23 protein-coding genes are annotated in these 26,020 nt (G+C 70.3%); 11 read left to right on the top strand and 12 right to left on the bottom strand.

Annotated elements, in window-relative coordinates; genetic code table 11:
* Positions 1-45: 45 nt before the first annotated feature.
* The 5 genes from D7W81_RS08750 (at position 46) to D7W81_RS08730 (ending at position 4,057) form a co-directional block, all read left to right on the top strand.
* Positions 46-1,338, top strand: coding sequence for an AAA family ATPase (locus D7W81_RS08750; RefSeq protein ID WP_120554875.1), 1,293 nt, complete (start codon positions 46-48; stop codon positions 1,336-1,338).
* A 16-nt stretch (positions 1,339-1,354) separates the two neighbouring features.
* Positions 1,355-1,996, top strand: a complete 642-nt coding sequence (locus tag D7W81_RS08745) for a hypothetical protein (RefSeq protein WP_208721219.1) — start codon at positions 1,355-1,357, stop codon at positions 1,994-1,996.
* A 133-nt stretch (positions 1,997-2,129) separates the two neighbouring features.
* Positions 2,130-3,290 (top strand): hypothetical protein, encoded by a 1,161-nt coding sequence (locus tag D7W81_RS08740; protein ID WP_147445389.1) that lies wholly within the window; start codon positions 2,130-2,132, stop codon positions 3,288-3,290.
* Between the two features lie 45 nt (positions 3,291-3,335).
* Positions 3,336-3,635 carry a hypothetical protein gene (locus D7W81_RS08735; RefSeq protein ID WP_147445388.1) on the top strand — a complete coding sequence of 100 codons (300 nt, stop codon included), beginning with the start codon at positions 3,336-3,338 and terminating at the stop codon, positions 3,633-3,635.
* Complete coding sequence (locus tag D7W81_RS08730; protein ID WP_120554872.1) at positions 3,632-4,057, top strand: type II toxin-antitoxin system death-on-curing family toxin; 426 nt, start codon at positions 3,632-3,634, stop codon at positions 4,055-4,057. The genes D7W81_RS08735 and D7W81_RS08730 overlap by 4 nt, the downstream gene beginning before the upstream one ends.
* On the opposite strand, the gene D7W81_RS08725 is transcribed toward D7W81_RS08730, so the two are convergent.
* Together D7W81_RS08725 and D7W81_RS08720 are read right to left on the bottom strand one after the other, a co-directional pair.
* Positions 4,054-4,683, bottom strand: coding sequence for a response regulator transcription factor (locus D7W81_RS08725; protein WP_120554871.1), 630 nt, complete (start codon positions 4,681-4,683; stop codon positions 4,054-4,056). The two genes, D7W81_RS08730 and D7W81_RS08725, sit on opposite strands and share 4 nt — an antisense overlap.
* 137 nt (positions 4,684-4,820) lie before the next feature.
* On the bottom strand, positions 4,821-5,897 hold the full coding sequence (locus tag D7W81_RS08720) for a dipeptide epimerase (protein ID WP_120554870.1): 1,077 nt from the start codon (positions 5,895-5,897) through the stop codon (positions 4,821-4,823).
* Positions 5,898-6,084: 187 nt separating this feature from the next.
* On the opposite strand from D7W81_RS08720, the gene D7W81_RS08715 reads away from it, so the two are divergent.
* A complete protein-coding gene (locus D7W81_RS08715; RefSeq protein ID WP_120554869.1) occupies positions 6,085-8,103 on the top strand; it encodes a PAS domain-containing protein in 2,019 nt (672 codons plus the stop codon).
* On the opposite strand, the gene D7W81_RS08710 is transcribed toward D7W81_RS08715, so the two are convergent.
* The 3 genes from D7W81_RS08710 to D7W81_RS08700 all read right to left on the bottom strand — a co-directional run bounded on the left by D7W81_RS08710 (position 8,104) and on the right by D7W81_RS08700 (position 10,583).
* Positions 8,104-8,799, bottom strand: a complete 696-nt coding sequence (locus D7W81_RS08710) for a suppressor of fused domain protein (RefSeq protein ID WP_120554868.1) — start codon at positions 8,797-8,799, stop codon at positions 8,104-8,106. It abuts the gene before it with no gap.
* 93 nt (positions 8,800-8,892) lie between these two features.
* Complete coding sequence (locus D7W81_RS08705; RefSeq protein ID WP_120554867.1) at positions 8,893-10,089, bottom strand: GNAT family N-acetyltransferase; 1,197 nt, start codon at positions 10,087-10,089, stop codon at positions 8,893-8,895.
* A gap of 83 nt (positions 10,090-10,172) precedes the next feature.
* Entirely contained in the window at positions 10,173-10,583 is a 411-nt protein-coding gene (locus D7W81_RS08700; RefSeq protein ID WP_120554866.1) for a winged helix-turn-helix transcriptional regulator, read from the bottom strand.
* Between the two features lie 107 nt (positions 10,584-10,690).
* Here D7W81_RS08700 and D7W81_RS08695 point away from each other — a divergent pair, with 107 nt between their 5' ends.
* Entirely contained in the window at positions 10,691-11,548 is an 858-nt protein-coding gene (locus tag D7W81_RS08695; protein ID WP_120554865.1) for an SDR family oxidoreductase, read from the top strand.
* A 28-nt stretch (positions 11,549-11,576) separates the two neighbouring features.
* Here the strand turns inward: D7W81_RS08695 and D7W81_RS08690 are convergent, their stop codons facing one another.
* The 3 genes from D7W81_RS08690 to D7W81_RS08680 form a co-directional block, all read right to left on the bottom strand.
* Positions 11,577-12,056: an NUDIX hydrolase gene (locus tag D7W81_RS08690; RefSeq protein WP_120554864.1), complete on the bottom strand. Its 480-nt coding sequence runs from the start codon at positions 12,054-12,056 to the stop codon at positions 11,577-11,579.
* Positions 12,053-13,057, bottom strand: coding sequence for a DUF2380 domain-containing protein (locus D7W81_RS08685; RefSeq protein WP_306440877.1), 1,005 nt, complete (start codon positions 13,055-13,057; stop codon positions 12,053-12,055). The genes D7W81_RS08690 and D7W81_RS08685 overlap by 4 nt, the downstream gene beginning before the upstream one ends.
* Positions 13,058-13,574: 517 nt before the next feature.
* A complete protein-coding gene (locus D7W81_RS08680; RefSeq protein WP_120554862.1) occupies positions 13,575-14,897 on the bottom strand; it encodes a hypothetical protein in 1,323 nt (440 codons plus the stop codon).
* A 170-nt stretch (positions 14,898-15,067) separates the two neighbouring features.
* On the opposite strand from D7W81_RS08680, the gene D7W81_RS08675 reads away from it, so the two are divergent.
* The gene (locus D7W81_RS08675; RefSeq protein WP_244227069.1) at positions 15,068-15,421 is read left to right on the top strand and encodes a serine/threonine protein kinase; all 354 of its coding nucleotides are present in this window, start codon (positions 15,068-15,070) and stop codon (positions 15,419-15,421) included.
* 184 nt (positions 15,422-15,605) lie between these two features.
* Positions 15,606-16,247: an NAD(P)H-binding protein gene (locus tag D7W81_RS08670; RefSeq protein ID WP_120554861.1), complete on the top strand. Its 642-nt coding sequence runs from the start codon at positions 15,606-15,608 to the stop codon at positions 16,245-16,247.
* A gap of 68 nt (positions 16,248-16,315) precedes the next feature.
* Here the strand turns inward: D7W81_RS08670 and D7W81_RS08665 are convergent, their stop codons facing one another.
* Positions 16,316-17,113 (bottom strand): acyl-CoA desaturase, encoded by a 798-nt coding sequence (locus D7W81_RS08665; protein WP_120554860.1) that lies wholly within the window; start codon positions 17,111-17,113, stop codon positions 16,316-16,318.
* Positions 17,114-17,358: 245 nt separating this feature from the next.
* Between D7W81_RS08665 and bioA the strand changes: the two genes are divergently transcribed.
* Positions 17,359-18,690 (top strand): adenosylmethionine--8-amino-7-oxononanoate transaminase, encoded by a 1,332-nt coding sequence (gene bioA, locus D7W81_RS08660; RefSeq protein ID WP_120554859.1) that lies wholly within the window; start codon positions 17,359-17,361, stop codon positions 18,688-18,690.
* 164 nt (positions 18,691-18,854) lie between these two features.
* Complete coding sequence (locus tag D7W81_RS08655) at positions 18,855-20,303, top strand: FAD-binding oxidoreductase (RefSeq protein ID WP_120554858.1); 1,449 nt, start codon at positions 18,855-18,857, stop codon at positions 20,301-20,303.
* 12 nt (positions 20,304-20,315) lie between these two features.
* Here the strand turns inward: D7W81_RS08655 and D7W81_RS08650 are convergent, their stop codons facing one another.
* From D7W81_RS08650 to D7W81_RS08640, 3 genes are all read right to left on the bottom strand, one after another.
* A complete protein-coding gene (locus D7W81_RS08650; RefSeq protein ID WP_244227067.1) occupies positions 20,316-23,672 on the bottom strand; it encodes an ATP-binding response regulator in 3,357 nt (1,118 codons plus the stop codon).
* Positions 23,673-23,919: 247 nt separating this feature from the next.
* Positions 23,920-24,534 carry a DedA family protein gene (locus D7W81_RS08645; RefSeq protein WP_120554856.1) on the bottom strand — a complete coding sequence of 205 codons (615 nt, stop codon included), beginning with the start codon at positions 24,532-24,534 and terminating at the stop codon, positions 23,920-23,922.
* Positions 24,535-24,548: 14 nt separating this feature from the next.
* Positions 24,549-25,691, bottom strand: coding sequence for an AI-2E family transporter (locus tag D7W81_RS08640; RefSeq protein ID WP_244227065.1), 1,143 nt, complete (start codon positions 25,689-25,691; stop codon positions 24,549-24,551).
* Positions 25,692-26,020: the final 329 nt, after the last annotated feature.

The raw sequence follows: 26,020 nt of genomic DNA, 5'->3' as shown, positions 1-26,020 counted from the left end.
TTCCGAAAGTGGGCGGTGTGGACGGGATGCGCTAAGTGTCGGCGCATGCTCCGAGCGCTTCACCTTCAGGGGGTCGGCCCCGCGCCTCGCCTGGACGTCGAGTTCGCGCCCCGGTTGAACGTCCTCACGGGCGACAACGGGCTGGGCAAGAGCTTCCTGCTCGACGTGGCGTGGTGGAGCCTGACGGGGACGTGGCCCGGGTTTCCTGCCTGGCCGCACCGGGGTGCCCGGCGTCGCCGGATGGAGTGGACCCTGACGGGCAAGTCGCGGCGGGCCTCGAACAAGCGCAGCGACTTCGATGCGGGGCGGCAGCTGTGGCCCTGGCCCGAAGGGCGCCCCAGCATGCCGGGGCTGACCGTCTACGCCCGTGTCGATGGAAGCTTCTCCGTCTGGGACCCGGCGCGGAACTACTGGCACAAGACGTCGCGCGCGGATCCGGATGTGCCTCGCAGGCCGGATGCCTTCCACTTCTCGCCCCAGGACCTGTGGGAGGGGCTGAAGTACGAGGGGAAGACGGTCTGTAACGGGCTCGTCCGGGACTGGTTGACCTGGCAGTTGCAGGACGATGGCTCCGCGCACTCACCGTTCCAGATGCTGAAGCGCGCGTTGGAGCAGCTCTCTCCCAGGGATGAACCGATCCGCCCGGGTAGGCCGATGCGGTTGGCCGTGGAAGACGTCCAGAACTACCCGACCCTCGACATGCCGTACGGCACCATCCCGGTGGTGCACGCCTCCGCGGGAATGCGGCGCATCCTGGGCCTGGCCTATCTCGTCGTCTGGGCATGGCATGAACACCTCCAGGCCTCCGAGTTCCTCGGGCAGGCTCCGGATCCCCGGTTCATCCTGCTGGTGGACGAGGTGGAGACCCACCTTCATCCGCTCTGGCAGCGTCGCATCGTGGGGTCGCTCATCCAGGTCATCGACGGGCTCGCGCCCGAGACCTCCGTCCAGACCTTCCTGACGACCCACTCCCCGTTGGTGCTGGCCTCGCTGGAGCCGTTCTTCGACGACGAGCAGGATGCCCTCTTCCTGTTCCAGCTGGAAAAGGGACAGGTGCACTTGCGGCATCTTCCCTGGGCGAAGCAGGGAGATGCGAACGACTGGCTCACGTCTCCTGTCATGGGGTTGGCGCAAGCGCGTGCCCTGGAGGCTGAGCGCGCGGTGGAGGCCGCCGAGGCCTACATGCGAGGGGAGCGCGAGGGCGTGGGGACCTTGAAGGAACTCGACGCCGAGCTGCGCCGCCTGCTCCCGGAGCAGGATCCGTTCTGGCCCCGGTGGGTCGTCGCTCGGGATGGAGGAGGCGGCCGTGCTCCGGTGCGTTCCAGGAAGAGAGCCTGAGGACTTCGACTCGAAGGTGAGGGTGCCCGGGCGCGCGTGGCTGCGCCGCAATTCGAAGGTCCCCGGTCGTCCGCCTGCGTACTGGCGGCGTTGCAATGCGCAGCTCGCGAAGGCCTTCTTCGAGCGCTGTGCCTATACCGCGATGTATCTGGGCGCGCCAGGGACCGTCGATCACTTCATCTCCCTCGATGAGGATCGGCGGCTTGCCTACGAATGGACCAACTTCCGGTACTCCGCTGGATGGCTCAACAGCCGGAAGCAGGCGCTGGTCTCGGTGCGCTTGCTGGATCCATTCGAGATCGAGGACGGTTGGTTCGCGCTCCTCCTGCCATCGCTCCAACTCCAGGTCACGGAGCGCTGTCCGCCTCGGCTGCGAGCGCGGGCCGCTGAAACGTTGCGCCTCCTGGGACTGGACCACGATGAGCGCGTGGTCCGGTACCGGAGGCAGTGGCTCGAGGAGTACGAGCGGCGGCGCGTGACGCTGGACTACCTGGAGGACAAGGCTCCGCTCGTGGCCCGGGCGGTGCGGGATTGGGAGTCGCGCGAAGGCCGGCGGTGGTCCGCGGGCAGCAGCCAGGTGGGCCTTGCCCGTGTGGGGACAGCAAGTGCTCCGAGCGCGCGGAAGTCTCCGTCCAGGACCCGGAAGAAGAAGGCGTAGTGCGGCCATGCTCCTGCGTCGACGCCGGTTCCTGCTGTCGCTAGGCCTCTTGCTGACTGGAGCAGCCTGTCACCGTACGGCCGGGGTGACGGAAGCCTCCCGGAAAGGCAACGACGCACAGGTCGAGCAGGCCGTGACCCATCTCTGGGCGGGCGAGTTGGCGTTGGCCCGCACGGAGCTTGCTGGGGTGCTGGAGGAGGCTCCCCGGCATTCGGGAGCGCTGAAGGTCCAGACGTGCGTGCTGCTGGAACTGGGGGCCGTGGACGAAGCCGCTGGGACGGTGACCCGGCTTCGCGAGGTGGCCCCTGCGCAGCCAGAGGTCGCGGTGCTCGCGGCGCTTGTCGAACAGCGCCGCGAGACGCCGGCACCGAACTGGCGGGAGGCCCTGGTTCAGGCGTGGAGACGCGTGGGACATCCGGATCTCAGGGACGCCGAGCGGTTTCCGCAGCCCCTTCCCGACCGGGAGTCCTTCATCGACACCGTGTGGGAACGGACGCAGTCCGTGGAGGCCCGCTTCACCGCCGCGTTGGCGGACAACGCCTCGGATGCGCAGCAACAGTGGCTCACGGGCCACCTTTCCGCGCTTGAGGCCCCCGACCTGTTGCTCGCTGCCCATGAATACTTCCGGCCTGGTTCCGACGACACCGCGTTGAACGACATGCGCCTCAAGGCGCGCAAGTCGCTGCGGCGCAAGCTCGAACCGCTCAACACCGGAGCAAGCGCCTCCGAGGGACCGCTGCTCCTTCTGCTGGGGGAGGCGAAGGATGCGCCTCTTACGCGTGAGGACATCCAGGCGCTGGAGCGGATCGCGGCCCTCCCGAACTATCGGAGCCTGACGCTGGCGCAGATGGGAGCCGCCGCGAAACGACGCCTGGGCGCCGCGGGCATCACTCCACGGTCCGCCCGCCTCTTTCAGGCCGCCGTGGCGGCGATGCCCCTGGACGCAACGCTGACCCTGAAGAAGCGGGTGGCGGCGACGAAGGACCGGCTCTCCGCCGGGGAGCGGAGCCGACTGGGCCAGGCGGTGTTCACCCTGGGCGAGCGCATCGCCGCGGGTTCTGCGTTGGTGGACCGCCTGGTGGGGCTCAGCCAGATGCGGCAGGGCGCGGAGTTGATGGACGACCCGGAGAAGCTCGCTCAGGTGACTCGGGACCTCGAACAGGCACGGGCTGTGTTCCAGGCGACTTCCTCGCTCCAGGTGGACGCATGGCCTCTGCCGTCGCTGCAGGATGACTGGCTGAAGGCGGCCCTGGCCGACGAATGGACGCACCTGAGCGCCCTTGTCGTGCCATGAGAGGATGCCATTGAGTTCGAGCAACTGACGCTCGTGGAGGTGCCCATGGTGCTGCCTCACGTGGAAGTGGTTCATGGCACCGTCGTGTCGGATACGCCGGAGCTCTGCATCGCGCTCCGGGAGGGCGGAAGCCTCACGGTGACCGCCACGGCGGAGCAGGTGCGGACGGCTTCGCGCCTGCGGGAGGGTGACCAGGCCATCACCGCCATGGTCGTCATGGGGCCCACCCCCCGGCTCATCTGGATCCGCCAGGAGGGCGCCGACGTGCCGGTTCCCAGCGCCGAGGCGCGTGACGCACACGCCCTGAAGAAGTGGAGTGAGCTGCTGCGGAGGTTGGCGCAATGAGCGACGCGCAGCCGTATGACCGGTTCTGCGGCCTGACCCGGCTCCAGGAGTTGCAGGCCAAGGGCATCGCCGCGCATGGCGGACGGATGGGCGTCCGCGACGCCCTGGGTCCCGGAGCGACCCTGGGAGCGGCCTGGACCGCGGAGGAGTACGGCGCCCCGCCGGAAGCGGTCCCGGGGCTGCTGTTCGCGGTCTACCTGCTCTTCTACATCGCGACGAAGCAGGTCTTCGTGGATGGGAACAAGCGCATCTCCTGGCTCGCCATGTGCGAGGCCCTGGCCTGCATGGGGCTTGAGGTGGACGCGACGATCGATGAAGCAGAGGCGCTGGTGATGGCCATCTCCAACAACCAGTACAAGGACGTGGAGCCGGTGTACCTCTGGGTGGTCGAGCACCTGCGTGAGCTGCGCGTCGACGATTAGAGCGTCACCAGCCCCATCCGCGCGGCGCGCACCACGGCTTCCGTGCGGCGCTGCACGCCCAGCTTGGCCAGCACCGCGTTCACGTGGAACTTGGCGGTGTGTTCGCTGATGGCGAGCCGGTCCGCGATGGCCTTGTTCGACAGGCCCTCCGCCAAGAGCCCCAGCACCTCGCGCTCGCGCGGCGTCAGCGTGTCCGGGCCCGGCGCTCCCGACGGCGACGTGCTCCGGGGCGCGGCGCGCACCTGGGCCAGGCCTGGTTCGAACACAGTGAGGCCTCGCGCGACCGCGTGCAGCGCGGCCCCCAGCATCCCGGGCGCCACGTCTCGGAAGAGCAGGCCCTTCGCGCCCGCGCCCAGCGCCAATTCTCCCGCCGCCTCGTCCGCCACCAGTGCCAGCACCGGAGCGCCCAGGTCCGGCGCCGCGCGTTCTTCCAGATGCAGGCCCGTGTCCCAGAGCACCACATCCGGCGGCTCGCCCCGCGCCGCCTCCAGCTCCACCTGCGTGCCCGCGGCCACCACCGTCCAGGCTTCCGCCTGGTCGCTCAGCGCCCGTGCGAGCGCACCCCGGGCCAGCGGGTCCTCCGACACGAGCGCGAGCCTGGGCGATGACGAGGGCGCATCCAACATGGGCCCCTCATCCCTAACCGCCCCCGCTCCGTTCGCCACCCCTCGCCGCCCCAGAATGCCTTTCCCTCCCTCTGGGACGCGGCCCTGTGAAGAATCGTGAAGTCCTCCCGGGAGGGGCACGCGGAAGGGCTGAAGCGTCAGCGCAGCGTGACGCCGTGCCCCGGCGCGTCCGGGTCCAGTGTCAGCCGCGCTCCCGCGTAGGAGCAGCCGCCCTGGAACGGGTGGCTCGCGATGAAGAGCGGCGTGTCCAGGTCCGCGTACGTGAAGCCGCCCAGGCCCGCCGCCAGGTGCGCGGACGCGCTCATCGCGAGCACGCTCTCCACCATGCCGCCCACCATCAGCTCCAGCCCCGCCGCACGGGCCAGGCTCCACATCGTCACCGCCTCCACCATCCCGCACTTCATCGTCTTGATGTTGATGCCGTGGCACGCGTTCTCACGGATGAGCCGCAGCACGTCCTTCACCGAGCGCGCTGACTCGTCCGCGCACACCGGCACCTTCGAGCGGCGCGTCACCTCCGCGAGCCCCGCGAAGTCAGACGGCGGCACCGGCTGTTCGAACAGCGCCAGCGGCACCTCCGCGCGCTCCAGTTCCTTGAGGAACGCCAGCGCCTCCGCCACGTCGTAGCCCCCGTTCGCGTCCGCGAAGAGCCGCGCCTTCGGAGCCTCCTGGTGGATGGCCACGAGCCGCGCCGCGTCCGCGTCCGGATCCAACGCGCCGACCTTCACCTTCAACGTGTCGATGCCGCGCCCCAGGATGGCCCGCGTGGACGCCACCGCGTGCGCCACGTCCCCGGCGGTGACCGTCATGTCGATGTCCAGCGCCGTCCCCGCACCCCCGAAGAAGGCATGCAGCGGGATGCGGTGGTGCCGCGTGAGCGCGTCCAGCAGCGCCATCTCCACGCCACACCTCGCGGACGGCGCCAGCGCGAGCGCGTCTCCCAGGGCCTCCGATGCCGGCCGCCACGCCTGGACGTCACGCCCCACGAGCAGCCCGCGCACCGGCTCCAGCGCGGCGAGCGTGCTGCCTTGCGTTTCACCACTCACGGCGGTGAAGGGCGCTGCCTCTCCCAGTCCTACCGTGCCGTCCGCGAGCGTGACGCGCACGAGCACGTTCTCCGCCGCGTGCTGCGCGCCGGTCGCGATGGCGAACGGCTCCGTCAGGGGCAGGTGCAGCGCTTCGAAGGAGACGTGGGTGATGAGGGTCGGGCGCATGGGCGGGCGAGTGTGGCCGACGTCCCGGTCCGGTGGGGAGCCCTTCCGGCTTTCACTCTCACTTATCTGTAATGCAGGAAAGTTAAGAAAGGTACGAAGATGGGGGCTGGCTTGAGCCGCCGTGCGATTCGTGGCGACATGCGGGCCCCCGGGGGTGGGCAGTGCCGGGGCCGCGAGGAGGCGGAAGTTGTCCGCGACCGATACGACCGTGGCCCTTCCGCTTCCGGATTCGCTCCTGGCCGCGCTGGAGGAGGCCGAGCGCGAACACCCCGAGGCGTGCATGGTGCTACGCGCCGTGCGCTCGCCGGGGGGCGCCATCCTGGACTTCGAGTGGCTGTGGGCGAACCCCGCCGCCGCGCGCGCGCTGGGCCGGGGGCCGGAGCTGCTGCGCGGCCGGCGTCTGGGCGAGGTGTCCTCGAAGGACGGCATCGCCGGCCGCATGGACGTGCTGCGCCAGGTGGTGGAGTCCGGCCGGGCGCACGCGGACCACTTCACCGAAGGGGACGTGTTGATGCAGGGCACCGCGGTGCCCCTGCGCGATGGGGTGCTGCTGCGCCTGCGTGACATCACCAGCGCCCAGCGGGTGGAGGAGGGGCTGCGTGAAACGCTGGACTGGGTGCGCGACGTGCTGGAGAGCATGCCGGACGCCTTCTTCACCGTGGACACGGACTGGCGCCTCACCTACGTGAACCGCAACGCCGCCGCGCTCACCGGCCGCACCCCGGAGACCCTCTTCCGCCGCGTGCTGTGGGACGCGTGCCCGGAGTTGTGCGGCACCCCCTTCGAGCGCGCGCTGCGCGAGGTGGCCGCGGAGGAGAGCTACCGCCTCTTCGAGGTGCGCACCGGGAGGGATCGCTGGCACGAGGTGCACGCCTGGTCCAGCGGCCGCAACCTCTCCACCTACGCGCGCGACGTCACCGACAAGAAGCGCGTGCAGGCGGAGCGCGACGCGCTGCTCGCCCGCGAGCACTCCGGCCGCCTGGAGGCGGAGGCGCTCGCCCAGCGCCGCACGCACGAGCTGATGGCCGCGCGCGAGCGGCTGGTGCAGTCAGAGAAGCTGGCCATGGCGGGCCAGCTGGCCGCGGGCGTGGGCCACGAAATCAACAACCCCCTGTCCTATGTCGCCGGCAACCTCCAGTTCGCCGTGGAGCAGCTCACGCCGCTCGCCCGCCGCCCCGACGCTCCCTCCGGAGTCCAGGAGGGGCTGAACGAGGCGCTGGAGGCGCTGCGTGAGGCGCGCGAGGGGGCGGAGCGGATCCGCGTCATCGTGCGCGACCTGCAGACCTTCGCCCGCGCGGATGAGCTGCGCCTGGGGCCCGTGGACGTGCACGCGGCGCTGGAGTTCGGCGTCTCCATGGCGATGACCCACCTGCGCAGCCGCGCCCAGGTGGAGCGCAGCTACGGCCAGGTGCCGCCCGCGCTGGCGCACGAGGCCCGCCTGGGCCAGGTGTTCCTCCACCTGCTCATCAACGCCGCGCACGCCATCCCCCTGGGCGCCTTCGACCGCCACCGCGTGACGCTCACCACCCGCCGCGAGGGCGCCTGGGTACTGGCGGAGGTGTCCGACACCGGCCTGGGCATGACGCCGGAGGTGCTCCAGCGCGCCTTCGAGCCGTTCTTCACCACGCGTCCCGTGGGGGAGGGCAGCGGCCTGGGGTTGTCCATCTGCCTGGGGCTCGTGCGCAGCATGCACGGCGAGCTGACGGCCACCAGCATCCCCGGCCTGGGCAGCACCTTCCAGGTGCGCCTGCCCATCGCGGAGCGGGTCGCGCACCCGGGTGTCCCCGCGGTGCGCGCGGAAGAGGGCTCCGCGCGCAAGCGCGTGCTGGTGGTGGATGACGAGCCGCAGCTCACCTCGGTGCTCCGGCGCATCCTCGGCCGTCAGCACGACGTGGTGGTGGCGCACAGTGGCCGGGAGGCGCTGGCGCTCCTGGAGCAGGACGACGCCTTCGACCGCGTCTTCTGCGACCTGATGATGGCGGACCTCACCGGCATGGACGTGCACGCGGAGCTGTCGCGGCGCCGGCCGGAGCTGCTGTCGCGCTTCGTGTTCATGACGGGCGGCAGCTTCACGGAGCGCGCCCGTGCCTTCCTCCAGGCCGTGCCGCTGCCGCGCATCGAGAAGCCCTTCGAGCCGGGCCTGCTGCACTCGCTGGTGGAGTCCTCGCCGCCGCGCACCGGAGCGCGCGGCGGCCAGGCCGTGTGACTACAGCTTCACCTCGTCGCGCTCCGGCCGCGTGATGTACGCGGTGCTCGGGTTCGCGGGGTCGGCCAGCCGCTTCAGCAGGCTGTCCATGCCGTTGGAGCGCGCGAAGGCCATCTCGTTCTTCGTCACGCCCACCAGCGTGAGCAGCTCCACCTGGCCGCTGGGCAGGGTGAAGTGGCTGGGGCGGTTGGCGTCCTTCACGAACACGAAGCCCGCGAGCTTCGTCTCACCGCCCGTGAGCGTGCCGTCCACCGGGTAGCGGTGGCCCATGGCGAACAGCCGCGCGCACACGAGGTTGTAGGCCATCATGTCCAGGAGGCGCAGCACCGGCCAGCGCTCCTCCTCGGGCGTGTGGATGACCATCTCGTAGCCCAGGCCGCTGCGGGCGTCGTCCGCCAGGTCCTCGCCGGGGCCCACCGTGAAGGGGTTGGACAGGCCGCTGGTGACGTAGGTCCAGTACGGGTGCTCCGGACTGGGAGGCGCCACGCGCACACCCATGGGCAGCCAGTTCGGATCCATCTCCGTTCCCTGGGCCAGCTCGCTCTCCAGCCACCCCTCCAGCACGCCCGTGCCCTCCAGGAGGTCTACCTCCTCGCGGATGGCACCGAACAGCTTCGGGTATTCCACCTCGTCGCGGTCCGCCCAGCAGTCTTCGTACCACTGGATGAAGTCTTCCTCTGTCTCCGGGACTTTCATGGGGGCGGACTCTAGAGGTTCACCCCGATTTCACAACTTGAACCGAGCAGGGACGCCCACTGGCCGGTGGGCTGGCGGACAGACGTCAGGTTTTCAGGTTCCGGTGGACCCGGGGGCCCCGGTGCCAGCGAGGGGCCAGGGCTTGAGGCCGCAGATGCGCTCCGCCTCTTCCACGGCCGGGGCCAGCCGTTGGTGCTCCATGCGCAGGAAGCTCCGGACGGCCTTGTCCAGGCGCTTGTCGAAAATCAGGTGGGCGCTGTGCACGGCGGTGGGCTCGAAGCCGCGCGACACCTTGTGCTCGCCGCCCGCGCCGGGCTCGAAGACCTTGCGCCCCGAGCGGATGCAGTCGTCCACGGAGTGATACAGGCAGACATTGAAGTGCAGGAAGGGGTGCTCTTCCGTGCAGCCCCAGTAGCGGCCGTAGAGCCGCTCCGGCGTGGCCAGGTTGAACGCCCCCGCGATGACCCGCCCGTCCTTCACCGCCTCCACCATCTCCACCGCGTGGGGCAGGTCGCGGAAGACGCGCTCGAAGAAGCCCGGGGTGAGCTGCACCTGGCCCCAGGCGTGGCGCTCGCAGGTGGACGTGTAGAAGGTGTACGCGCGCTGGGCGTGCTCCTCGGTCAGGTCCGCCCCGCGCACGGTGCGCAGCTGGATGCCCTGCGTGGCCGCGGCGCCGCGCTCGCGCTTGAGCTGGTTGCGGCGCTTGGAGTCGAAGCGGGCCAGGTAGTCGTCGTAGCGCTGGTAGCCCGGGTTCTTCCAATGGAACTGGAGCGTGATGCGGCGCGCGAGCCCGGCCTCCTCCAGGAAGTCCGCCTCTTCGTCCGTGGGGTAGAGCACGTGCACGCCGGAGCAGTCCTGCTCCTGGGCGGCCTCGACGGCGGCCTGGAGGAGCGCGCGGCGCAGGGCCTGGGCGTCCTCGCCCGGGGCGGTGAGGAAGCGCGGCACGGTGGCGGGGGACAGGGGGCCGCCCACGAGCAGCTTCGGGTAGTACTCCACGCCCAGCTGGGCGGCGGCGTTGGCCCAGCCGAAGTCGTAGATGTACTCGCCCATGCTGTGGAACTTGAGGTAGGCGGGCGCGGCCGCGACCAGCTTCTTGCCGCGCCACAGCGTCAGGTGATGCGGGGCCCAGCCGGTGTCCTCGGTGGCGCTGCCGCTCTCCTCCATGGCGGACAGCCACGCGTGGCGCACGAAGGGGGGCGCGCCGTCGGCGACCAGGGCATCCCATTGGGCGGCCGGGACATCGCGGATGGCATCGAGAATGCGGACCTGGAGCGGAGTGTCTGCGGGCACGGGGGCAGTCTTAACGCGGGCCTGTCTCCTGCGCTCCCGTTCGTCCCGCTGGAGGGCACCCGGGCAGGGAGGCGCGGGGCCTCTCAGGAGGCCTTCTTGCGAGCCGGGGCCTTGGTCCGGGCGGTCATCACCCGGGCCAGGTTGTCTTCAATCCAGCCGGTCAGCGCCTCCACGTGGACCGCCACCTCTTCACCCAGGGGCGTGAGGCTGTAGTCCACATGCGGGGGAATCACGGGGTGGGCCTCCCGGTGCACGAAGCCGTCCTGCTCCAGCGCCTGGAGCGTCTGGGCGAGCATCTTCTCACTCACTCCGCCCACCTTGCGGCGCAGCTCGCTGAAGCGGTGGGTTCCCTCTTCCTTGAGCGCGACGAGCACCAGCACGCCCCACTGGCTGGTGACGTGCTCCAGGACGCCGCGCGAGGGGCACGCCGCCGCGTACAGGTCCCCGCGCTGCTTCACCTTCTCCAGCAATGGACTGCCCTTGCTTGCCTTCATGACGGGACACTTACCACAAGGTGCGTACTTACGGAAAGTGAGTACCCCCGTTACGGTAAGCCCAGTTCGATTTCGCGCCTGGGGCGCGGGAAGGAAAGGGCGAAGCCATGTTCGTTGTCACGGGAGCCACGGGGAAGCTGGGCCGGTTCGTCGTCGAGGGCTTGCTGAAGAAGGTGCCCGCGAACCAGGTCGCGGTCGCGGTACGCAATCCGGACAAGGCGAAGGACTGGGCCGCGCGCGGGGTGCAGGTGCGCAAGGTGGACTACGACCAGCCGGCGACCGTGAACGGGGCGTTCGGGAAGGGGGACACGGTGCTGCTCATCTCCGCGAACGAGGTGGGCAAGCGCTTCCCGCAGCACTCGGTGGTGATTGAGGCGGCGAAGAAGGCGGGCGTGAAGCTGCTGGCGTACACGAGCATCCTGCGCGCGGACACGAGCGGCCTGTCACTGGCGGCGGAGCACAAGGCGACGGAGGAGGCCATCCGCGCGTCGGGCCTCCCGTACGTGTTCCTGCGCAACGGCTGGTACGTGGAGAACTACACGGAGCACCTCGCGCCGGCGCTCCAGTACGGCGTGGTGCAGGGCAGCGCGAAGGAGGGCCGGGTGGCCACGGCGACGCGTGAGGAGTACGCGGACGCGGCGGTGGCGGTGCTGACGGGCACGGGCCACGAGAACCAGGTGTACGAGCTGGCGGGGGATTCCAGCTTCACGCTGCCGGAGTACGTGGCGGAGCTATCGCGCCAGTCCGGCAAGCCGGTGAAGTACGTGGACCTGCCGGTGGCGGAGTTCTCCGCGGCGCTCCAGGGGGTGGGCGTGCCCAGGCCCTTCGCGGAGACGCTGGCGGACGCGGACGCGGGGCTGGCGCGCGGGGAGCTGAATGACACGGGCCGCACGCTGAGCCGCCTCATCGGCCGGCCCACGGCGCCGTTTGGACAGGCCGTTGGCGCGGCGCTGAAGCAGGGCTGATTTCCGGCGCGGGCCCTGGTTCCGCCCTTCAATTCACAGATGCCTCCTCGTCAGGCAAGAGCCTGCGGAGCAGTTCGTCATCGGGACCGAGCGGTTGCCAGCCGGGCGGTGGCGGATGGGCGAGGAGCGCGTCGCCGGCCCGGTCAACGCGCTCCTTGTGGGTTTCTGGGGTGTGGGCAAACCAATGGCCGAGCGCGATGGCAACCTCCAGTCGAGCGTCGTCATCCAGCACGGACGGCCAGCCATTAGGGAGACACGCATACAGTTCGCGCACGAACTGTCCGCGCACCAGTCGTGTGAGCTGCTTGCCGCGCTCTGCCTCCGCCACCAACCCGCTGAATACCTGCACCCCGGCGATGTCGTCCCGTCCAAGCTCCCTGGCCAGTGCCACCAGCGATGCGGTAGGGCGTGCTTCGGCAAAGGCGGTCAGCGAGTCGTAGCCGCGCTCACGGACGCGCTCGTATAGGCGGGCCTTCCAGTTTCCCTTCCAGGATCGTCCGTCGGTCATCGTCCTCTCCCTGGAATGAAGTTCATCGGGATGTCGTACTCCTTCAAATACCCCGCGACGATCCGCAGGATCGTGTTCCGCGTCAACATCCGACCGGCCCGCGCCTCGGCCTTGAGCAGCGCATCCATGAGCATCCGGTTCCACTCGCCGGGCCACATGCGCCCCAGCTTCCAGTTCCCCCCGCCGTGAATCGCTTCATGGTGGGCCTGCTCCAGCCGGACGCAGAACTGGTCGATGTCCATGTCTCCCTTGAAGCCGCGCTGCTCGAACCACTCGCGGTGCTCTTGCGGCAGCACATGGTGCTTCGGGGCCTCCGACATGCCCGCCCCCGCTCTGCCCGTCACCTGCATGCCGCGCACTTCCGGACTGTCCCCCAGCGCTTCGCGCACGCCCCTGGGCAGGTCCTGGTGCGCCTGGGCCATCATGACCTGTCCGCCCTGAATGAGGACGGCCGCGCTGACGGCGGGAACGGAGATGACGCCTGCCTGTACGAGCCTTCGCATCATCTCCACCCACTCTGCGGAGACCACCATCCGCGAGCCCACCATGACGCCACCCGAGCTCATCACGAGGCCCACGCCGAGCGTCGCGGGGGCCGAGGGCGGCACGCGTGGCAGGGCCATCTTCATCGTGGAAATCATCGTGACCATCTCCACCGCCTGCATCGCCGCGATGACCTGCCCGCCGAACTTCATGGTCGCGCGGGTTTCTCGCTGGAGCATGTCGAACTCGCGGGTCAGCTTCCCCATCAGCTCGGGCATCGCGGTCGTCGCCGCCTCCACCCGCTCCGGGTCCAGTGAGGCGAGGTCCGTGAGCGTGGGCTCCATCAGCCCCTGCACGCGATGCAGGTCGGTGAAGAGCTTCTCGACGCTGCACATCGGACAATTGCGAAGCACGGCGTCCGCGAGGTGGAGGAAGTCCATCCAGGTGGCCAGCAGGAGGGTCCCGAACCAGGCTGCCTGGAGCTTCGGCCCGGTCATGCGCAGGAGGCCCGGTTCCATGTCTGGGTCGCCAACTTCAGAGGCCGCTTCCGTCAACGCGGTGGCGCTCCCAAGCGCGCCACGAAGCCACGTCACCTGCCTGGAGCCTTGGTCGAGGTAGCGAGTAAAGACGCCGGTGAGGCTCCAGCCCCAGGGGTCTGGCGGACGGGCCGCCAGTTGGGTGAACGCGGCTTCGACGCGAGTCAGGGAGCCCTTCACCTCGTCCGTAGCGTCGAGGACTGCCTGCCGCGTCCGTGCAGCGCTCCGGGCCTCGCCCCCAACAGCGCCCTCCCTGCGGACGTCTCCCACGGCTGTCACGTCGTCACGCGGCTGCTGGCGGCGCAGGAGCCGTTGCTCGGGCCCAGCAAGAGCGCGCGGGAGGAAGTTCTGGGCGCGCGGGGATTCATCGCTCGGGGTTTCCACCCAGGCGGGCGAGGCGGCCTCACGCGGCGCGTAGCTCAAGCTCCGGCCACGCCCAGGCGCTTGCGATACGGAGGCGCATCCCGTGGCCAGCAGCACCAGGGCCAGCAAGAGGACATCAACGCGCATTGTCCACCCCCAGGCCCACAGAGGCGAATGCCCCTGGCCGCAGCGTCCCTTCTGGCGTGGGGAACAGGAGTGTTCCGCCCGTCCCCATCGCGTAGAGCTTCCCGCCCAGGAATCGCCAGCGAACCTCGGCGGACCCCAGGTAGCGCGCCCCCGGCTGTCCCATGCCCGCTCCGAGCCCCTTCACCGCCACTTCCAGGCTGCGCGCGAAGAGCTGCACCGCCACGCGCCCATCCACGTCGAAGCGGCCCCACGAGAAGGCTTCCGCGCCCAGTGACAGCTTCAGGTGCCTGGAGAGGCCGCCGTAGCGGCTCGCGTCCCAGCCCACCTCCACCTCGCCATAGGCCGAGTACCCGTCCGGGAAGAGAGCCTTCGCCAGCGGAAATCCCTCCAGCCCCGCCGCCCGGAAGCGCGCCAGTTCGTAGTCCGGACCGAAGTAGCCCTGACGGAAGCCGCCATGCTGCCTGCGCATCTCCAATCGCAGCCGCAGGTCCAGCGTGGGCGTCAACGCATCCGCGCCCGCGCCCACCACCGCCCCCCACGCGCCGCTTTCACCTGGCCGTCCGCCCCAACCGGCGAGCAGGTGTGCCTCGAAGCCCGGTCGAACCACCACCACGGCGGTACCGTCCAGATGCGCCAGCGTCACTGCGGGCGCTCGCCCCCCGGCTCGCCCCCAGTCATGCACGGTGGAGAAGGCCAGCGTGTAGCGGCCCGGCTCGCGGGGCAGGTCGAAGAGAACGTGCTGCACGTCCAGCGCGACTTCCGCCCCCATGAGGCGCGCACCCAGCACGTCCGAGGCGAACGCCTGCGTGTAGAGAGGCCCCAGCGTCGCGGTGAGGAAGACTCCCGCTGGGTGGTAGTCGGGATTGCTTCGGTTGGAATAGCGCCGCACAAGGTGCGCGGACAGCAGGCTGTAGGACTCCAGCGCGCCGAACCAGATGCCCACGGGCGCGGAGTTCGAGCCCAGTTTGAGGCCGCGCACGAGTTGACCCCAGTCGGAGAGGCTGTCCCAGTCCTCGCGTCGCACGCTGCCGGCCCCGTCCCACGCTCGCAGCCGGACGGGAGCGCCCAGGTTGAGCCCGAACTCCGGACCGCCATCCAGGATGAGCGTGGGCTCCAATTGGACGAAGCCTTCAGCCTCATCGCCGCCCGAGCGTGGAAGGAGCGCGAGCGTCGTCACCTCCAGCCGTGCCAGTGAAGAGCCGGAGCGAGTCGGCTCGCTGGGGGCCGAGGCATCGGAGCCAGGCGACGCCGTCGCCGCTCCTCGCATGGGAAAGAGCCCCAGCCACAGCACCGCCCACCAGCGGCTGCCCATTGCTCGCGCCTCCTGACTGCACTCCGGTGCGGCGTGCAGAACCCCGTGATAGCCGCCAAGTCCGACACGTCAGCCGGTAAGAGCTCGCCATGCCCCGAATGGGACGGGTGTCACTTCGAGCCGATGGAACTCCAGGGCCCGAATGGTGCTCGGAAGAAGCGATCGATGCGATGCGCTATCCGCGGCTGTCGGTGGGAGCCGGCGCGACCGTCGAGTTCGATGTGAACCAGGGCGACGCCGAACCCGTCACGCTGCACGAGGGCCGGGTCGAGAGCATGCTGTTGAGTGACCTGGGACCGTTGGACTCGCCCACGCGGCTCTACGGCTACGTGTGGACGAGTGGGCCCCAGGTGGTCATCCGCTACTACGAGGCGCGTCCCCCGGATTCGGCGGCGCGAGTGCCCATCTGCGCGGTGGTTCGCATGGCCAGGGGACAAATGCGGAAGTTGTCCGGCTCTCTCCCGGGAATCGCCATCCCCGAATACTCGCGAGGCGGCGTCTTCATCGTGGACGAGTTCCTCTAATCCCCGAACGTGAAGTTCCCAGGGATGAGAAGGTGAGAACTTTGCTGGCCTCCTCGCGCGGGCGGCGAACCGCACGAACTGGTCCGACAGTCGGACCAGTTGGGACCGGACCGGGCGGGAGGTGGCCAGCCTGGATACCCGGAGGCTTGGAACGCTCTCTGCAACGAGAACCATGGGGGCAGCCATGATCGTCGTCACGGGAGCCACGGGCCGGCTGGACCGGTTCGTCATCGAGGGCTTGCTCAAGAAGGTCCCCGTGAACCAGGTCGCGGTCGTGGCGCGCAATCCGGAAAAGGCCCTCGATTGGGCCGAGCGTGGCGTGCGGATCCACAAGGCGGGCTACAGCCACCCGGAGACGTGGGACGGCGTGTTCGTCACTGGCGACACGGTACTGCTCATCTCCTCCAGTGAAGTGGGCCAGCGGCGCAAGCAACACCAGACGGTGGTGGACGCGGCGAAGCCTGCCGGCGTGAAGCTGCTGGTCTACACGAGCATCCTGCACGCGGACACGTCGTGCATGGTGCTGGCGCTGGAGCACCTGGACACGGAAAAGGCCATCCGCGCGTCAGGGCTTTCGTTCGTGTTCCTGCTCCACAGCTGGTACCTGCACACGGAGGCCGCGAAGCGCACGCTGGAGCAGGGCGTGTTCCGGGGCTGCGCGAAGGACGGACGTGTCGCTCCCGCCATGCGCCAGGACTACGCGGTCGTCCTGGCGAACGCGGATGAAGGCATCACCCGGGGCGACCTGAACGACTCAAGCCGTACGTTGAGCCGCCTCATCGGCCGCCCCACCACGACACTGGCCGCCGCGCTCAAGCAGGCCTGAGAAACACGACGGGGGAGCAGTCCCTGTCGGACGGCTCCCCCGCGTTGCTTCACGTCTGGACCTTCGCGTCAGGCCACCTGCGCTCCGGCGCCGCTCTGGCGGGCCACTTCGCGCGGCTCCGGGTACACCGCGCGCTGGGGCGTGGTGATGCGGATGACGCCCAGCTTCGACAGCACGCGCATCACCTGCCACGTGGGGTCGATCTCGAAGGCGCGCGCCGCGAAGTTCGGGCTGCTGCCGTACTTGTGGTGGTTGTTCTGGAACAGCTCACCCATGCACAGCACGTCCACCGGCAGCGTGTTGCGCGACTTGTCGCTGCCGTTGAAGTTCCGGTAGCCGTACTTGTGCCCGCACCAGTTCACGATGGCGCCGTGCACCGGCCCCATCACGAAGTGCACCGGCAACAGCAGGAACTGCCAGGGCGACGTCGCGAACGTCACGTAGAAGGCCGTGTACACCGCCACCCAGCCCAGCACCGCCACCCAGGACTGGCCCAGCGTCTCGTCCACCAGCTTCCACTCCGGATAGCCACCGTCGAAGCGCGGCTCCGGCTGGATCCGGCGCGTCAGGATGCCCGTGTAGCGCTCCTTCGTGTGCCACATCATCCGCGCCGCGTCCTTGAAGTAGTGCGGCGAGTGCGGATCGTTCTCCGTGTCCGAGTACGCGTGGTGCTCGCGGTGCAGGATGGCGTAGGCGCGCGGCGACAGGTACGACGAGCCCTGCACCAGGTAGGTGAGCAGGTGCATCACCTTCTCCGTGCGCGGCCCCATGCTGTACATGCGGTGCGCCGCGTAACGGTGCTGGAAGAAGCTCTGGAAGAAGACGCAGAGCAGCCAGTGACTGATGAAGAAGATGACGATGGCCATGACTCTCCCGTGCTGACAGACACAGGGATAACTCCCCCGCTGTCATGGGAATGTCAGCGCTCCCCACGTCTCCGGCACCGTCCCGGCCCCACCGTCCCGTTCCAGACGCACGCCATTGAGCGTCCCCTGGCTCGCCCTGTCCGCTGGTGGATAAGGACCCGTTGCGGGCCGCCCCGGAGGAGGGCAGAAGGGCACACGGTGCGTCATCCCGGGCCTTCCTCCCGCGCACTCCAGGAGCCTCCACCGTGGATCGGGCAACCCTCGTCGGACTCGACAAGCAGCACGTCTGGCACCCCTACACCGCCATGGAGCAGTACATCGCGAAGACGGATCCGCTCGTCGTCGTCCGCGCGGAGGGCGTCTGGCTCCATGACGCGGACGGCCAGCGCTACCTGGACGCCAATGGCTCCTGGTGGGTGTCCACCCTGGGACACCGCCATCCGCGCCTCGTGCACGCACTCACCGAGCAACTGGGCAGCCTGGCCCACGTCTCGCTCGCGGGCATCACCCACGGCCCCGCGGCCCGGCTGGGCGAGGAGCTGACCGCGATTGCCCCGGGCGCGGACCGGGCGGACGTGCCCGCCGGACAGAAGCTGTCGCGCGTCTTCTATTCGGACAACGGCAGCACCGCGGTGGAGGTGGCCATCAAGATGGCCGCGCAGTACTGGGCGCAGAACGGCCGGCCCCGCCGCACCCGCTTCATCACCCTGACCGGCGCCTTCCACGGCGAGACGATTGGCGCCACCAGCGTGGGCGGCGTGCAGGAGTTCCGGGACGTGTTCGGCCCGCTGCTCTTCGACGTGGTGCACGTGCCGTCCCCCGCCGAGCCCGACGGCCACGCGCGCGCCCTGGCGCAGGTGAAGGCCGCGCTCGCGGCGGATCCAGACGGCATCGCGGGCGTCATCCTGGAGCCCGTCATCCAGGGCGCGGCGGGCATGTGGATGTCCTCACCGGACTTCGTGCGCGAGGTGCGCGAGGCCACCCGCGCGGTGGACACCTTCCTCATCGCCGACGAGGTCTTCACCGGCATGGGCCGCACCGGCGCGCGCTTCGCGGTGGACCTGGCCGGCGTGGTGCCGGACCTGCTGTGTCTGGCCAAGGCGCTCAGCGGGGGGCTCATGCCCTTCGCCGCCACGCTCGCGTCCGAGCGCATCTTCCAGGGCTTCCTCGGCGCGAAGGACCGGGCGCTGTATTACGGGCACTCGTACTGCGGCAACCCGCTGGGCGCGGCCGTGGCGCGCGAGGTGCTGGCCGTGTACCGCGACGAGGACGTGCTGGGGCAGGTGCAGCGCAAGGCGCCGCGCGTGAAGGCCGCCTTCGAGCGCATGGCCGCCACCCTCCCCGGACTCATGCGCCCGCGCGCGGTGGGCATGGTGGGCGCGGTGGACCTGGGCGGCGGAGGCTACTTCGCGGACAGCGGCTGGCGCGTGTACGAGGCCGCCCGCCGCCGGGGCCTGTACCTGCGCCCCATGGGCAACACGGTCTACATCGCGCCCGCGCTCACCATCCCGGACGCGGACCTGGACCTGCTGCTCGCCGGCGTGGAGGACAGCCTGCGCGAGGTGGCCGCGGGCTGAAGCTCGCTTGCAGGGGACGGAGTGGCGGAGCGCTGCGTCCGCTCCCGCCCGTTGGCCCGTGCCGGGAAGCCCCCTCCTGCTTCCCGATGCCTCCCGGGCCTTCACCGTGCGCATCCCTTGAGTCAGGCGCCGCGACGGCGCTGTCCCTTGAGGAGGGAACGGCCGTGACTCTCGATACCCAACGCCCCCAGGCTGGCGCGGGCCTGCCCGCCGGTTTGACGCCCGACAGCGTGGAGTTGTTCCGGATGCAGCTGCGCGGCGCGCTCATCCAGCGGGGAGACGCCGACTACGTGGAGGCCGTGCAGCTCTACAACGCGATGATCCAGAAGCGTCCGGCCATGGTGGCCCGGTGCGCGGACGTGGCGGACGTCATCGCCGCGGTGAACCTGGCCCGCGAGCGCAAGCTCCCCCTGTCCGTGCGCGGCGGCGGCCACAACGGCGGCGGCCTGGGGCTGGTGGACGACGGGCTGGCCATCGACCTGTCGCGCATGCGCGGCGTGCGCGTGGACCCCGAGGCCCGCACGGTGCGCGTCTCGGGCGGCGCCGTCTGGGGGGACGTGGACCACGCCACCCATGCCTTCGGGCTCGCGGTGCCCTCCGGCATCATCTCCACCACGGGCGTGGGAGGCCTGACGCTGGGCGGCGGCCTGGGACACCTCACGCGCCGCTTCGGCCTCACCATCGACAACCTGCTCGCCGTGGACATGGTGCTCGCGGACGGCCGCTTCGTCACCGCGACCGAGGAGAAGTTCCCGGACCTGTTCTGGGCGGTGCGCGGCGGGGGCGGCAACTTCGGCGTGGTGACGTCCTTCCTCTTCCGGGCCAGTCCGGTGGACACCATCCTTGGCGGTCCCACGCTCTGGCCCATGGACCGCGCGGCGGAGGTGATGCGCTGGTACCGCGAGTTCCTCCCGAACGCGCCGGAGGACCTCACCGGCTTCTTCGCCTTCCTCACCGTGCCGCCCGCGCCCCCCTTCCCGGAGGCGCTGCACCTCCAGAAGATGTGCGGCGTGGTGTGGTGCTACACGGGCGACCCCGCGCGCGCGGACGAGCTGTTCAAGCCCGTGCTGGCGCTCAAGCCCGCGCTGCACGGCGTGATGCCCATGCCGTTCCCCATGCTGCAGACGGCCTTCGACGCGCTCTATCCGCCGGGACACCAGTGGTACTGGCGCGCGGACTTCGTGCGCGAGCTGCCGGACGCGGCCATCGAGCGCCACGTGGACTTCGCCCAGCGCCTGCCGTCCATGCAGTCCACCATGCACCTGTACCCCATCGACGGGGCGGCGCACCGCGTGGGGCCGCACGACACGGCCTTCCGCTTCCGCGACGCGCGCTGGTCGGAGGTCATTGTCGGGGTGGATCCGTCACCGGAGCAGGCGGGGGTCATCTCCACCTGGGCGAAGGACTACTGGAGCGCGCTGCACCCGTACTCGGCGGGCGGCGCCTACGTGAACTTCATGATGGAGGAGGGCCAGGAGCGCGTGCAGGCCACCTACGGCGACAACTACGCGCGGCTGGTGGCGGTGAAGCGGCAATACGACCCGGGCAACCTCTTCCACGTGAACCAGAACATCCTGCCCGGCCCGGTGCAGCCCCCGAGCGTCGCGCACTGAAAGCGCGCGCGCTCAGGCCTGGGCCCGTGGGGGGAGCGGCAGGTCGATGATGAAGGTGGCGCCCTGGCCCGCGTCGCTCTTCAGGACCAGCTTGCCGTCGTGGCCCTGGACGATCTGCTGGGCGATGAAGAGGCCCAGCCCCAGGCCGTGCACGGAGCGCGGGGGGCCGCCTCGCTCGAAGCGCTCGAAGACGCGGTCCTGGTGCTCGGGCGGGATGCCCGGGCCTCCGTCCGATACGTAGAGGATGATCCGGTCGCCGTGCTTCCTGAGTCCGATGGTCAGCGGCGTGCCCGGCGCGTACTTGATGGCGTTGGACACCAGGTTCGTCAGCACCTGCTGCATGCGCGAGCGGTCCCACCACACGCGCAGGCCCAGCTCCGCCCGCAGCTGCAGGACGCAGTGGGCCTGCTGCATCTGTTCGTGGAAGGCGTCGAGGACCTCGTGCACCAGCTCCATGGGGTCGCTCTCCTCCATGTGGAAGTCCAGCTTGCCCGCGCGGATGCGCGACACGTCCAGCAGCTCGTCCACCAGCCGTGACATCCGATCCACCTGCCGCTGCGCGGACACCATCGCCGCAGTCAGCTTCTCCGGGGAAGGAGGGACGCCGCGCGTGGGTGACAGGCGCCGGCGCGTCATCTCCAGGTGCAGCATCAGCGCGGTGACCGGCGTCTTCAATTCGTGCGACGCCACGCCCAGGAAGGTGTCGCGCGCGGCGACCGCGTGCTGGAGGTCGCGCGTGAGCGCCTCCAGTTGCTGGCGCGCGTGGGTCCGCTCGCTGACCTCCTGCACCGCGACGAGCAGCCCCAGGATGTGGCCCTCGCCGTCGCGCTGGGCGTGGATGTCCATGTCCAGGATGAGCTCCCGGAGGCCGCCCTGGCCATCCGGCTGGCGCGCGGGCACCTCGCGGCCCACGTAGGGCTCACCGGTGCGGTAGACGCGCTCCAGGTGCTGGAGCAGCACGCCGTGGCCGCCTTCCGGCTGCGCGTCGCGCGCGGGCCTGCCCAGCATGTCCCGGCCCATCAGGTGGGCGAAGAGGGGATTGATGACCGTGAAGATGAGGTCCGGCCCCGTCATCACGCACATGGCCGTGGGGGCCTGCATGAAGAAGTCGGAGATCTGCTGGCGGGCCCGGCCCAGCTGGAGCTGGCTGTCCACGCGCGCCAGCAATTCGCGCGCGGAGAAGGGCTTCACCAGGTAGTCGTCCGCGCCGGCCTGGAGCCCCTCGATGCGGGCCTCCTCTCCCGCGCGCGCCGACAGCATGATGAAGGGGATGCCACGCGTGCGCGCGTCGCCACGCAGCTTCTGGAGCAGGCCGAAGCCGTCCAGCCTGGGCATCATCACGTCGCTGAGGATGAGGTCCGGCTTGAACTCCAGCGCCGCCTTGAAGGCCGCCTCGCCGTCCGCCACCGCGCGCACGTTCCATGGCGCCAGGAGGCCGCTGACGTACGCGCGCATGTCCGCGTTGTCGTCCGCGACGAGGATGCGCCCGCGCTCCTGCGGCAGCGCGAGCCCCGCGCCCAGCTCTCCCAGCGCGTTGGCGCGGGTGGGGGCGGGCACCTGCTCCGGCACCGGAAGCGGGACGGACTCCGGCGCGTCCGGCAGCCAGCGCAGGGCCTCCTCGGTGAAGGCGGACCCCAGCTTGCCCGCGTGCGCGGCCCCTTCCTCCTGCTGGACCTGTCCGGCGGGCAGGTGCGCGCTGCCCAGCGGCAGCTCCACGAAGAAGGTGCTGCCCTGGCCCTCCACGCTGTGCACGCCCAGCGCGCCGCCGTGCAGCTTCACCAGCTCCTGGATGAGCGCCAGCCCGATGCCAGTGCCCTCGTGCGTGCGCCCGCGCGAGGACTCCACGCGGTGGAAGCGCTCGAACACGCGCGGCAGCTCCTCCTCCGGGATGCCGGTGCCGGTGTCCTGGACGGTGAGCCGCACCCGCTGCCCCTCGCGCACGAGCCGCACGGTGACGCCGCCGTGGAGCGTGAACTTGAACGCGTTGGAGAGCAGGTTGAGGACAACCTTCTCCCACATGTCCCGGTCCACGTAGACGGGCTCGCCCACGTCTGACGCGTCCACGGTGTACTGGAGCCCCGCCTTCTCCATCGCGGAGCGGAAGACGCTGGCCAGGTCCTCGGTGAACCGCGCGAGGTCCGTGGGGTGGAAGCTCGCCTTCACGCGGCCCGCCTCGATGCGGGAGAAGTCCAGCAGCGAGTTGACCAGCTTCAACAGGCGCAGCGCGTTGCGGTGGGTGAGCTCCTGGCGTGCGCGCTGCACGGGCGGAAGCGGCGAGGCCGTGTCCGCGAGTGACTCCTCCAGCGGGCCCAGGATGAGCGTGAGCGGCGTGCGGAACTCGTGCGACACATTGGAGAAGAACGCCGTCTTCGCCCGGTCGATGGCCGCCAGGGCCTCCGCGCGCTGCGCCTCCGCCTCGTAGGCGCGCACGTTCACCACCGCCGTGGTGAGCGTGGCCTGGAGCTGCTCGTAGAAGCTCCGGTACGCGTCATCCATCGCGCGCAGGGGGCTCACGCCGGCCACGAGGTAGCCGAAGGGCTCCGCCATGCCAGCCGGGTGGATGGGCAGCACGCGCGCGTGCAGGGGCGGCGCCTCGTACGGCCCTTGATACATGCCCGCGGCCAGCGGCACGCGCGGCACGTCCACGGTGTCCGTGCCCGCGGTGGCGAGGGGCCACGGCCCGTCCAGCCCCGCCTCCTCCGGACTCCACGCGCTGCCCGGGGACAGGCCCATGCCGGCCACCCAGCGCACGCGCGGGGCGGCTTCGTCGCGGCGGTAGAAGAGGAGGAAGGGCACGTCGAGCGCGGCGTCCGGCTGCAGCTGCGTCAGCGCGGCGCCGATGTCCTCCACCGTCTTCACCTTGCCCAGCAGGGTGGACAGCTCGCGCAGCGTCTGCGTGCGCCGCGCGCTGAGCATCTTCTCCGTCACCTCCGTGATGGGGTGGAAGAGGCCGCCCACGCTGCCGGACTCGTCCCGGATGGGGCTGAAGGAGAAGGTCATGAAGGCCTCCTCCAGGTAGCCGTACCGGTCCAGGAGCATGCGCTGGTTCTCGATGTACGAACCCGTGCCCGCGCCGGCCTTGTCGAACGCGCCGCCCACCACCGGCAGCGCCGTGGCCCAGCAGACGCGGAAGGGCTGGCCCATGGACTCCGGGTGCTTCGCGCCGCAGATGGGCCGGTAGCTGTCGTTGTAGAGCTGCACGCGCTCCGGGCCCCACGCGATGAGGATGGGGAAGGTGGAGGACAGGCACAGGCTGACGGTCGTGCGCAGGCTCTGCGGCCACGCCTCCACCGGACCGAGCGGCGTCTTCGACCAGTCCATGGAGCGGATCAACCGCCCCATCTCCCCACCGCCGGACAGCCAGTCCATCCCGCCTTCAGGGAATGACACGGCCGTGGAAACGGCCTGGGAAGTGCTGGGTTGCATCATGAGGCCTCGAGGGGGACCGGACTTCCGCGCCCGGAGGACGCGTGCTGGCGGCGCACCCAGATGTTCGTCCAGGGAGAACGTCTGGTTGATAGCGGATTCGCGGGCCGCCTGCCGCGACACCTGGGGGAAGTGTGTCCTTGCTTGCTTCCCGCCCGGGTGGAGCGGCGGCGACCGTCAGCCCTGGACTTCAGGTGGACGGGCGGGGCTGTCGCCGTTCACGGGCGTGCCGCACGGCGAGCGCGACGAGCAGCGCGGCCACGCCGGCCAGCGCGACGAAGTGCTCCACGCGGCCCACGCCCTTCGCCACGCGGTCCACGCTGGCGGACCCCACGTAGCCCAGCGTCACCACCAGCGGCGAGCTCACGCACAGCGCCAGCCCGTCCCAGAGGAGGAAGCGGCGCAGCGGCATCCCTTCCGCCGCGGCCATGGCGAACACCGGCACGCGCAGCACGGACAGGAACCGGCCGGCGAAGACGACCCGCGAGCCGTGCTTCGCGTACAAACCCTGGATGTGCTCGCGGCGCTCGGGAGGGAAGAGGCGGCGGGTGCGCCGGTGCGTGTACAGGGCCTGTCCCAGCCTGCGCGCCATGAGGAAGAGGACGGTGTCGCCGCACAGCACGCCCGCGAAGCACACCGCGATGGCGGCCGGCAGCGGCATGGCCCCCCGGTGGGACAGCACGCCCGCCGCCAGCTGCACCAGGTCCTCCGGGAACGGCAGCCCCAACCCCCCCGCCACGAGCACGGCGAAGACGAGCGGCCCGGAGCCGTGCGTCAGCAGGAGCTGGAGGGGCGATGGGGTCATCCGTCCTCGGCCCGTCAGGGTTCGGGGAGGACGGCCGTGCCGCGGCGCTCCTGCCGGAAGAGGAGGACCTCCCGGACGATGATCTGCACGGTGGCCGCCACGGGCACGGCCACCACCGCGCCCACGATGCCCGCCAGCTCCACACAGAAGAGCACGGCGAGCAGGGTGACGAGCGGGTTGACGTGCACGGTGCGCTTGAACACGAGCGGCGCCATCACGTTGCCCTCCAGCTGGCCGTAGAGCAGGAAGTAGATGAACACCGCCAGCGCCTTCCACATCCCCCCGGTGGCCAGCGTGAGCAGCGTGATGATGCCGCCCGCGATGATGGGGCCCGCGTAGGGCACCAGGCTGGAGAAGCCGCTGGCCACGCCCAGGGGCAGGTAGAAGGGCATGCCCAGCACGGCCAGCATGGTGGTGGTGAGCGTGGCGTTGATGGCGCAGATGAGCGTGATGCCAGACAGGTAGCCGCCCGTCGCGCTGTACACGTTGCGCAGCACGCGCACGTACCGCAGGCGGTGGTCGGGCCGGGCCAGCTCCAGCAGGCGCTTGAGCACGCCGCCGCCGAACACCAGCATGAACACCACCAGGAAGAAGACGGTGAGGATGCCGCCCAACAGGCCCACCACGCCGCCAATGGCGCTCATGATCAGCGCGGGCAGCGGCCCGGCGAGCGCGGGCGTGGCCTCCTCCAGCCGTTCGTTCCAGCCCAGGCTGTGCAGCCGCTGGTTGAGCGCGCGCAAGAGGCCGGTGCCGCGGATCTGCTTCCACAGCTGCGGCCACTGCGAGACGAGCGCGTCCACCTGCTCCACCAGGTCCGGAATCACCAGCAGGCCCAGCGCCGTGAGGGCGATGAACAGCCCGAGCAGCACCAGCGTGATGGCCAGCCACCGTTTGAGGCCGCGCTTCTCCAGCCGCGACACGCCGTGCTCCAGCGCCAGCGCGATGAGCGCCGCCATGCCGGTGAGCGTGAGCGCCACACGCGTCTTGACGACGAGCATCGCCAGGACGCCCACGCCCAGCACCGCGAAGCACACGGTGAACACCGTGCGGGGCGACACCTGGGACTTCGGCTGCAGTCGGACTTCGGGTTCGGACACCGGCAGGGCTCCCCGGGGCGGGCCACCGGCTTCGGGCCCCATGTCCTGCGGATGCGACATCCCGCGCCCGGCGGCAACCACCGTCGTCTTCCAAGTGCGCGTGCCGGGGCCGGGCCCCGCCCAAGCGTCCGGCGGGTGACACCCGGGCCCGTGTGAGCGCCATCACCGGACGCAATCACCCGCCGCGTGGTTCGTCACCCGGACAGCCGGAAATGCCGGCCTGGCCGCTGGCCCGTCCGTCCCCCCAAGGCCCCTCGCGCGTCCGGCATGCGACGGCGCCGCGCCGGGGCGTCCGGCACCTGACGCGCCGGGACGTCGTGGAAAAAGGGGACAGCACGGTTTGCCGGGCCCACGCGTCAGACGGGGATGGGAACCTTCGTGGGAAGGGG

The organism is Corallococcus aberystwythensis (genome assembly GCF_003612165.1).
Lineage (GTDB): Bacteria > Myxococcota > Myxococcia > Myxococcales > Myxococcaceae > Corallococcus > Corallococcus aberystwythensis.
Note: the sequence above shows the minus strand (reverse complement) of the source record. Positions and strands in the feature narration are given on the sequence as shown.

Coding starts and splice junctions, on each gene's coding strand:
- D7W81_RS08750 (WP_120554875.1), top strand. CDS start 46: ATGCTCCGAGCGCTTCACCTTCAGGGGGTCGGCCCCGCGCCTCGCCTG.
- D7W81_RS08735 (WP_147445388.1), top strand. CDS start 3,336: ATGGTGCTGCCTCACGTGGAAGTGGTTCATGGCACCGTCGTGTCGGAT.
- D7W81_RS08730 (WP_120554872.1), top strand. CDS start 3,632: ATGAGCGACGCGCAGCCGTATGACCGGTTCTGCGGCCTGACCCGGCTC.
- D7W81_RS08725 (WP_120554871.1), bottom strand. CDS start 4,683: ATGTTGGATGCGCCCTCGTCATCGCCCAGGCTCGCGCTCGTGTCGGAG.
- D7W81_RS08720 (WP_120554870.1), bottom strand. CDS start 5,897: ATGCGCCCGACCCTCATCACCCACGTCTCCTTCGAAGCGCTGCACCTG.
- D7W81_RS08710 (WP_120554868.1), bottom strand. CDS start 8,799: ATGAAAGTCCCGGAGACAGAGGAAGACTTCATCCAGTGGTACGAAGAC.
- D7W81_RS08700 (WP_120554866.1), bottom strand. CDS start 10,583: ATGAAGGCAAGCAAGGGCAGTCCATTGCTGGAGAAGGTGAAGCAGCGC.
- D7W81_RS08695 (WP_120554865.1), top strand. CDS start 10,691: ATGTTCGTTGTCACGGGAGCCACGGGGAAGCTGGGCCGGTTCGTCGTC.
- D7W81_RS08690 (WP_120554864.1), bottom strand. CDS start 12,056: ATGACCGACGGACGATCCTGGAAGGGAAACTGGAAGGCCCGCCTATAC.
- D7W81_RS08685 (WP_306440877.1), bottom strand. CDS start 13,057: ATGGAACCGGGCCTCCTGCGCATGACCGGGCCGAAGCTCCAGGCAGCC.
- D7W81_RS08680 (WP_120554862.1), bottom strand. CDS start 14,897: ATGGGCAGCCGCTGGTGGGCGGTGCTGTGGCTGGGGCTCTTTCCCATG.
- D7W81_RS08675 (WP_244227069.1), top strand. CDS start 15,068: ATGCGCTATCCGCGGCTGTCGGTGGGAGCCGGCGCGACCGTCGAGTTC.
- D7W81_RS08670 (WP_120554861.1), top strand. CDS start 15,606: ATGATCGTCGTCACGGGAGCCACGGGCCGGCTGGACCGGTTCGTCATC.
- D7W81_RS08665 (WP_120554860.1), bottom strand. CDS start 17,113: ATGGCCATCGTCATCTTCTTCATCAGTCACTGGCTGCTCTGCGTCTTC.
- D7W81_RS08650 (WP_244227067.1), bottom strand. CDS start 23,672: ATGGACTGGCTGTCCGGCGGTGGGGAGATGGGGCGGTTGATCCGCTCC.
- D7W81_RS08645 (WP_120554856.1), bottom strand. CDS start 24,534: ATGACCCCATCGCCCCTCCAGCTCCTGCTGACGCACGGCTCCGGGCCG.
- D7W81_RS08640 (WP_244227065.1), bottom strand. CDS start 25,691: ATGTCGCATCCGCAGGACATGGGGCCCGAAGCCGGTGGCCCGCCCCGG.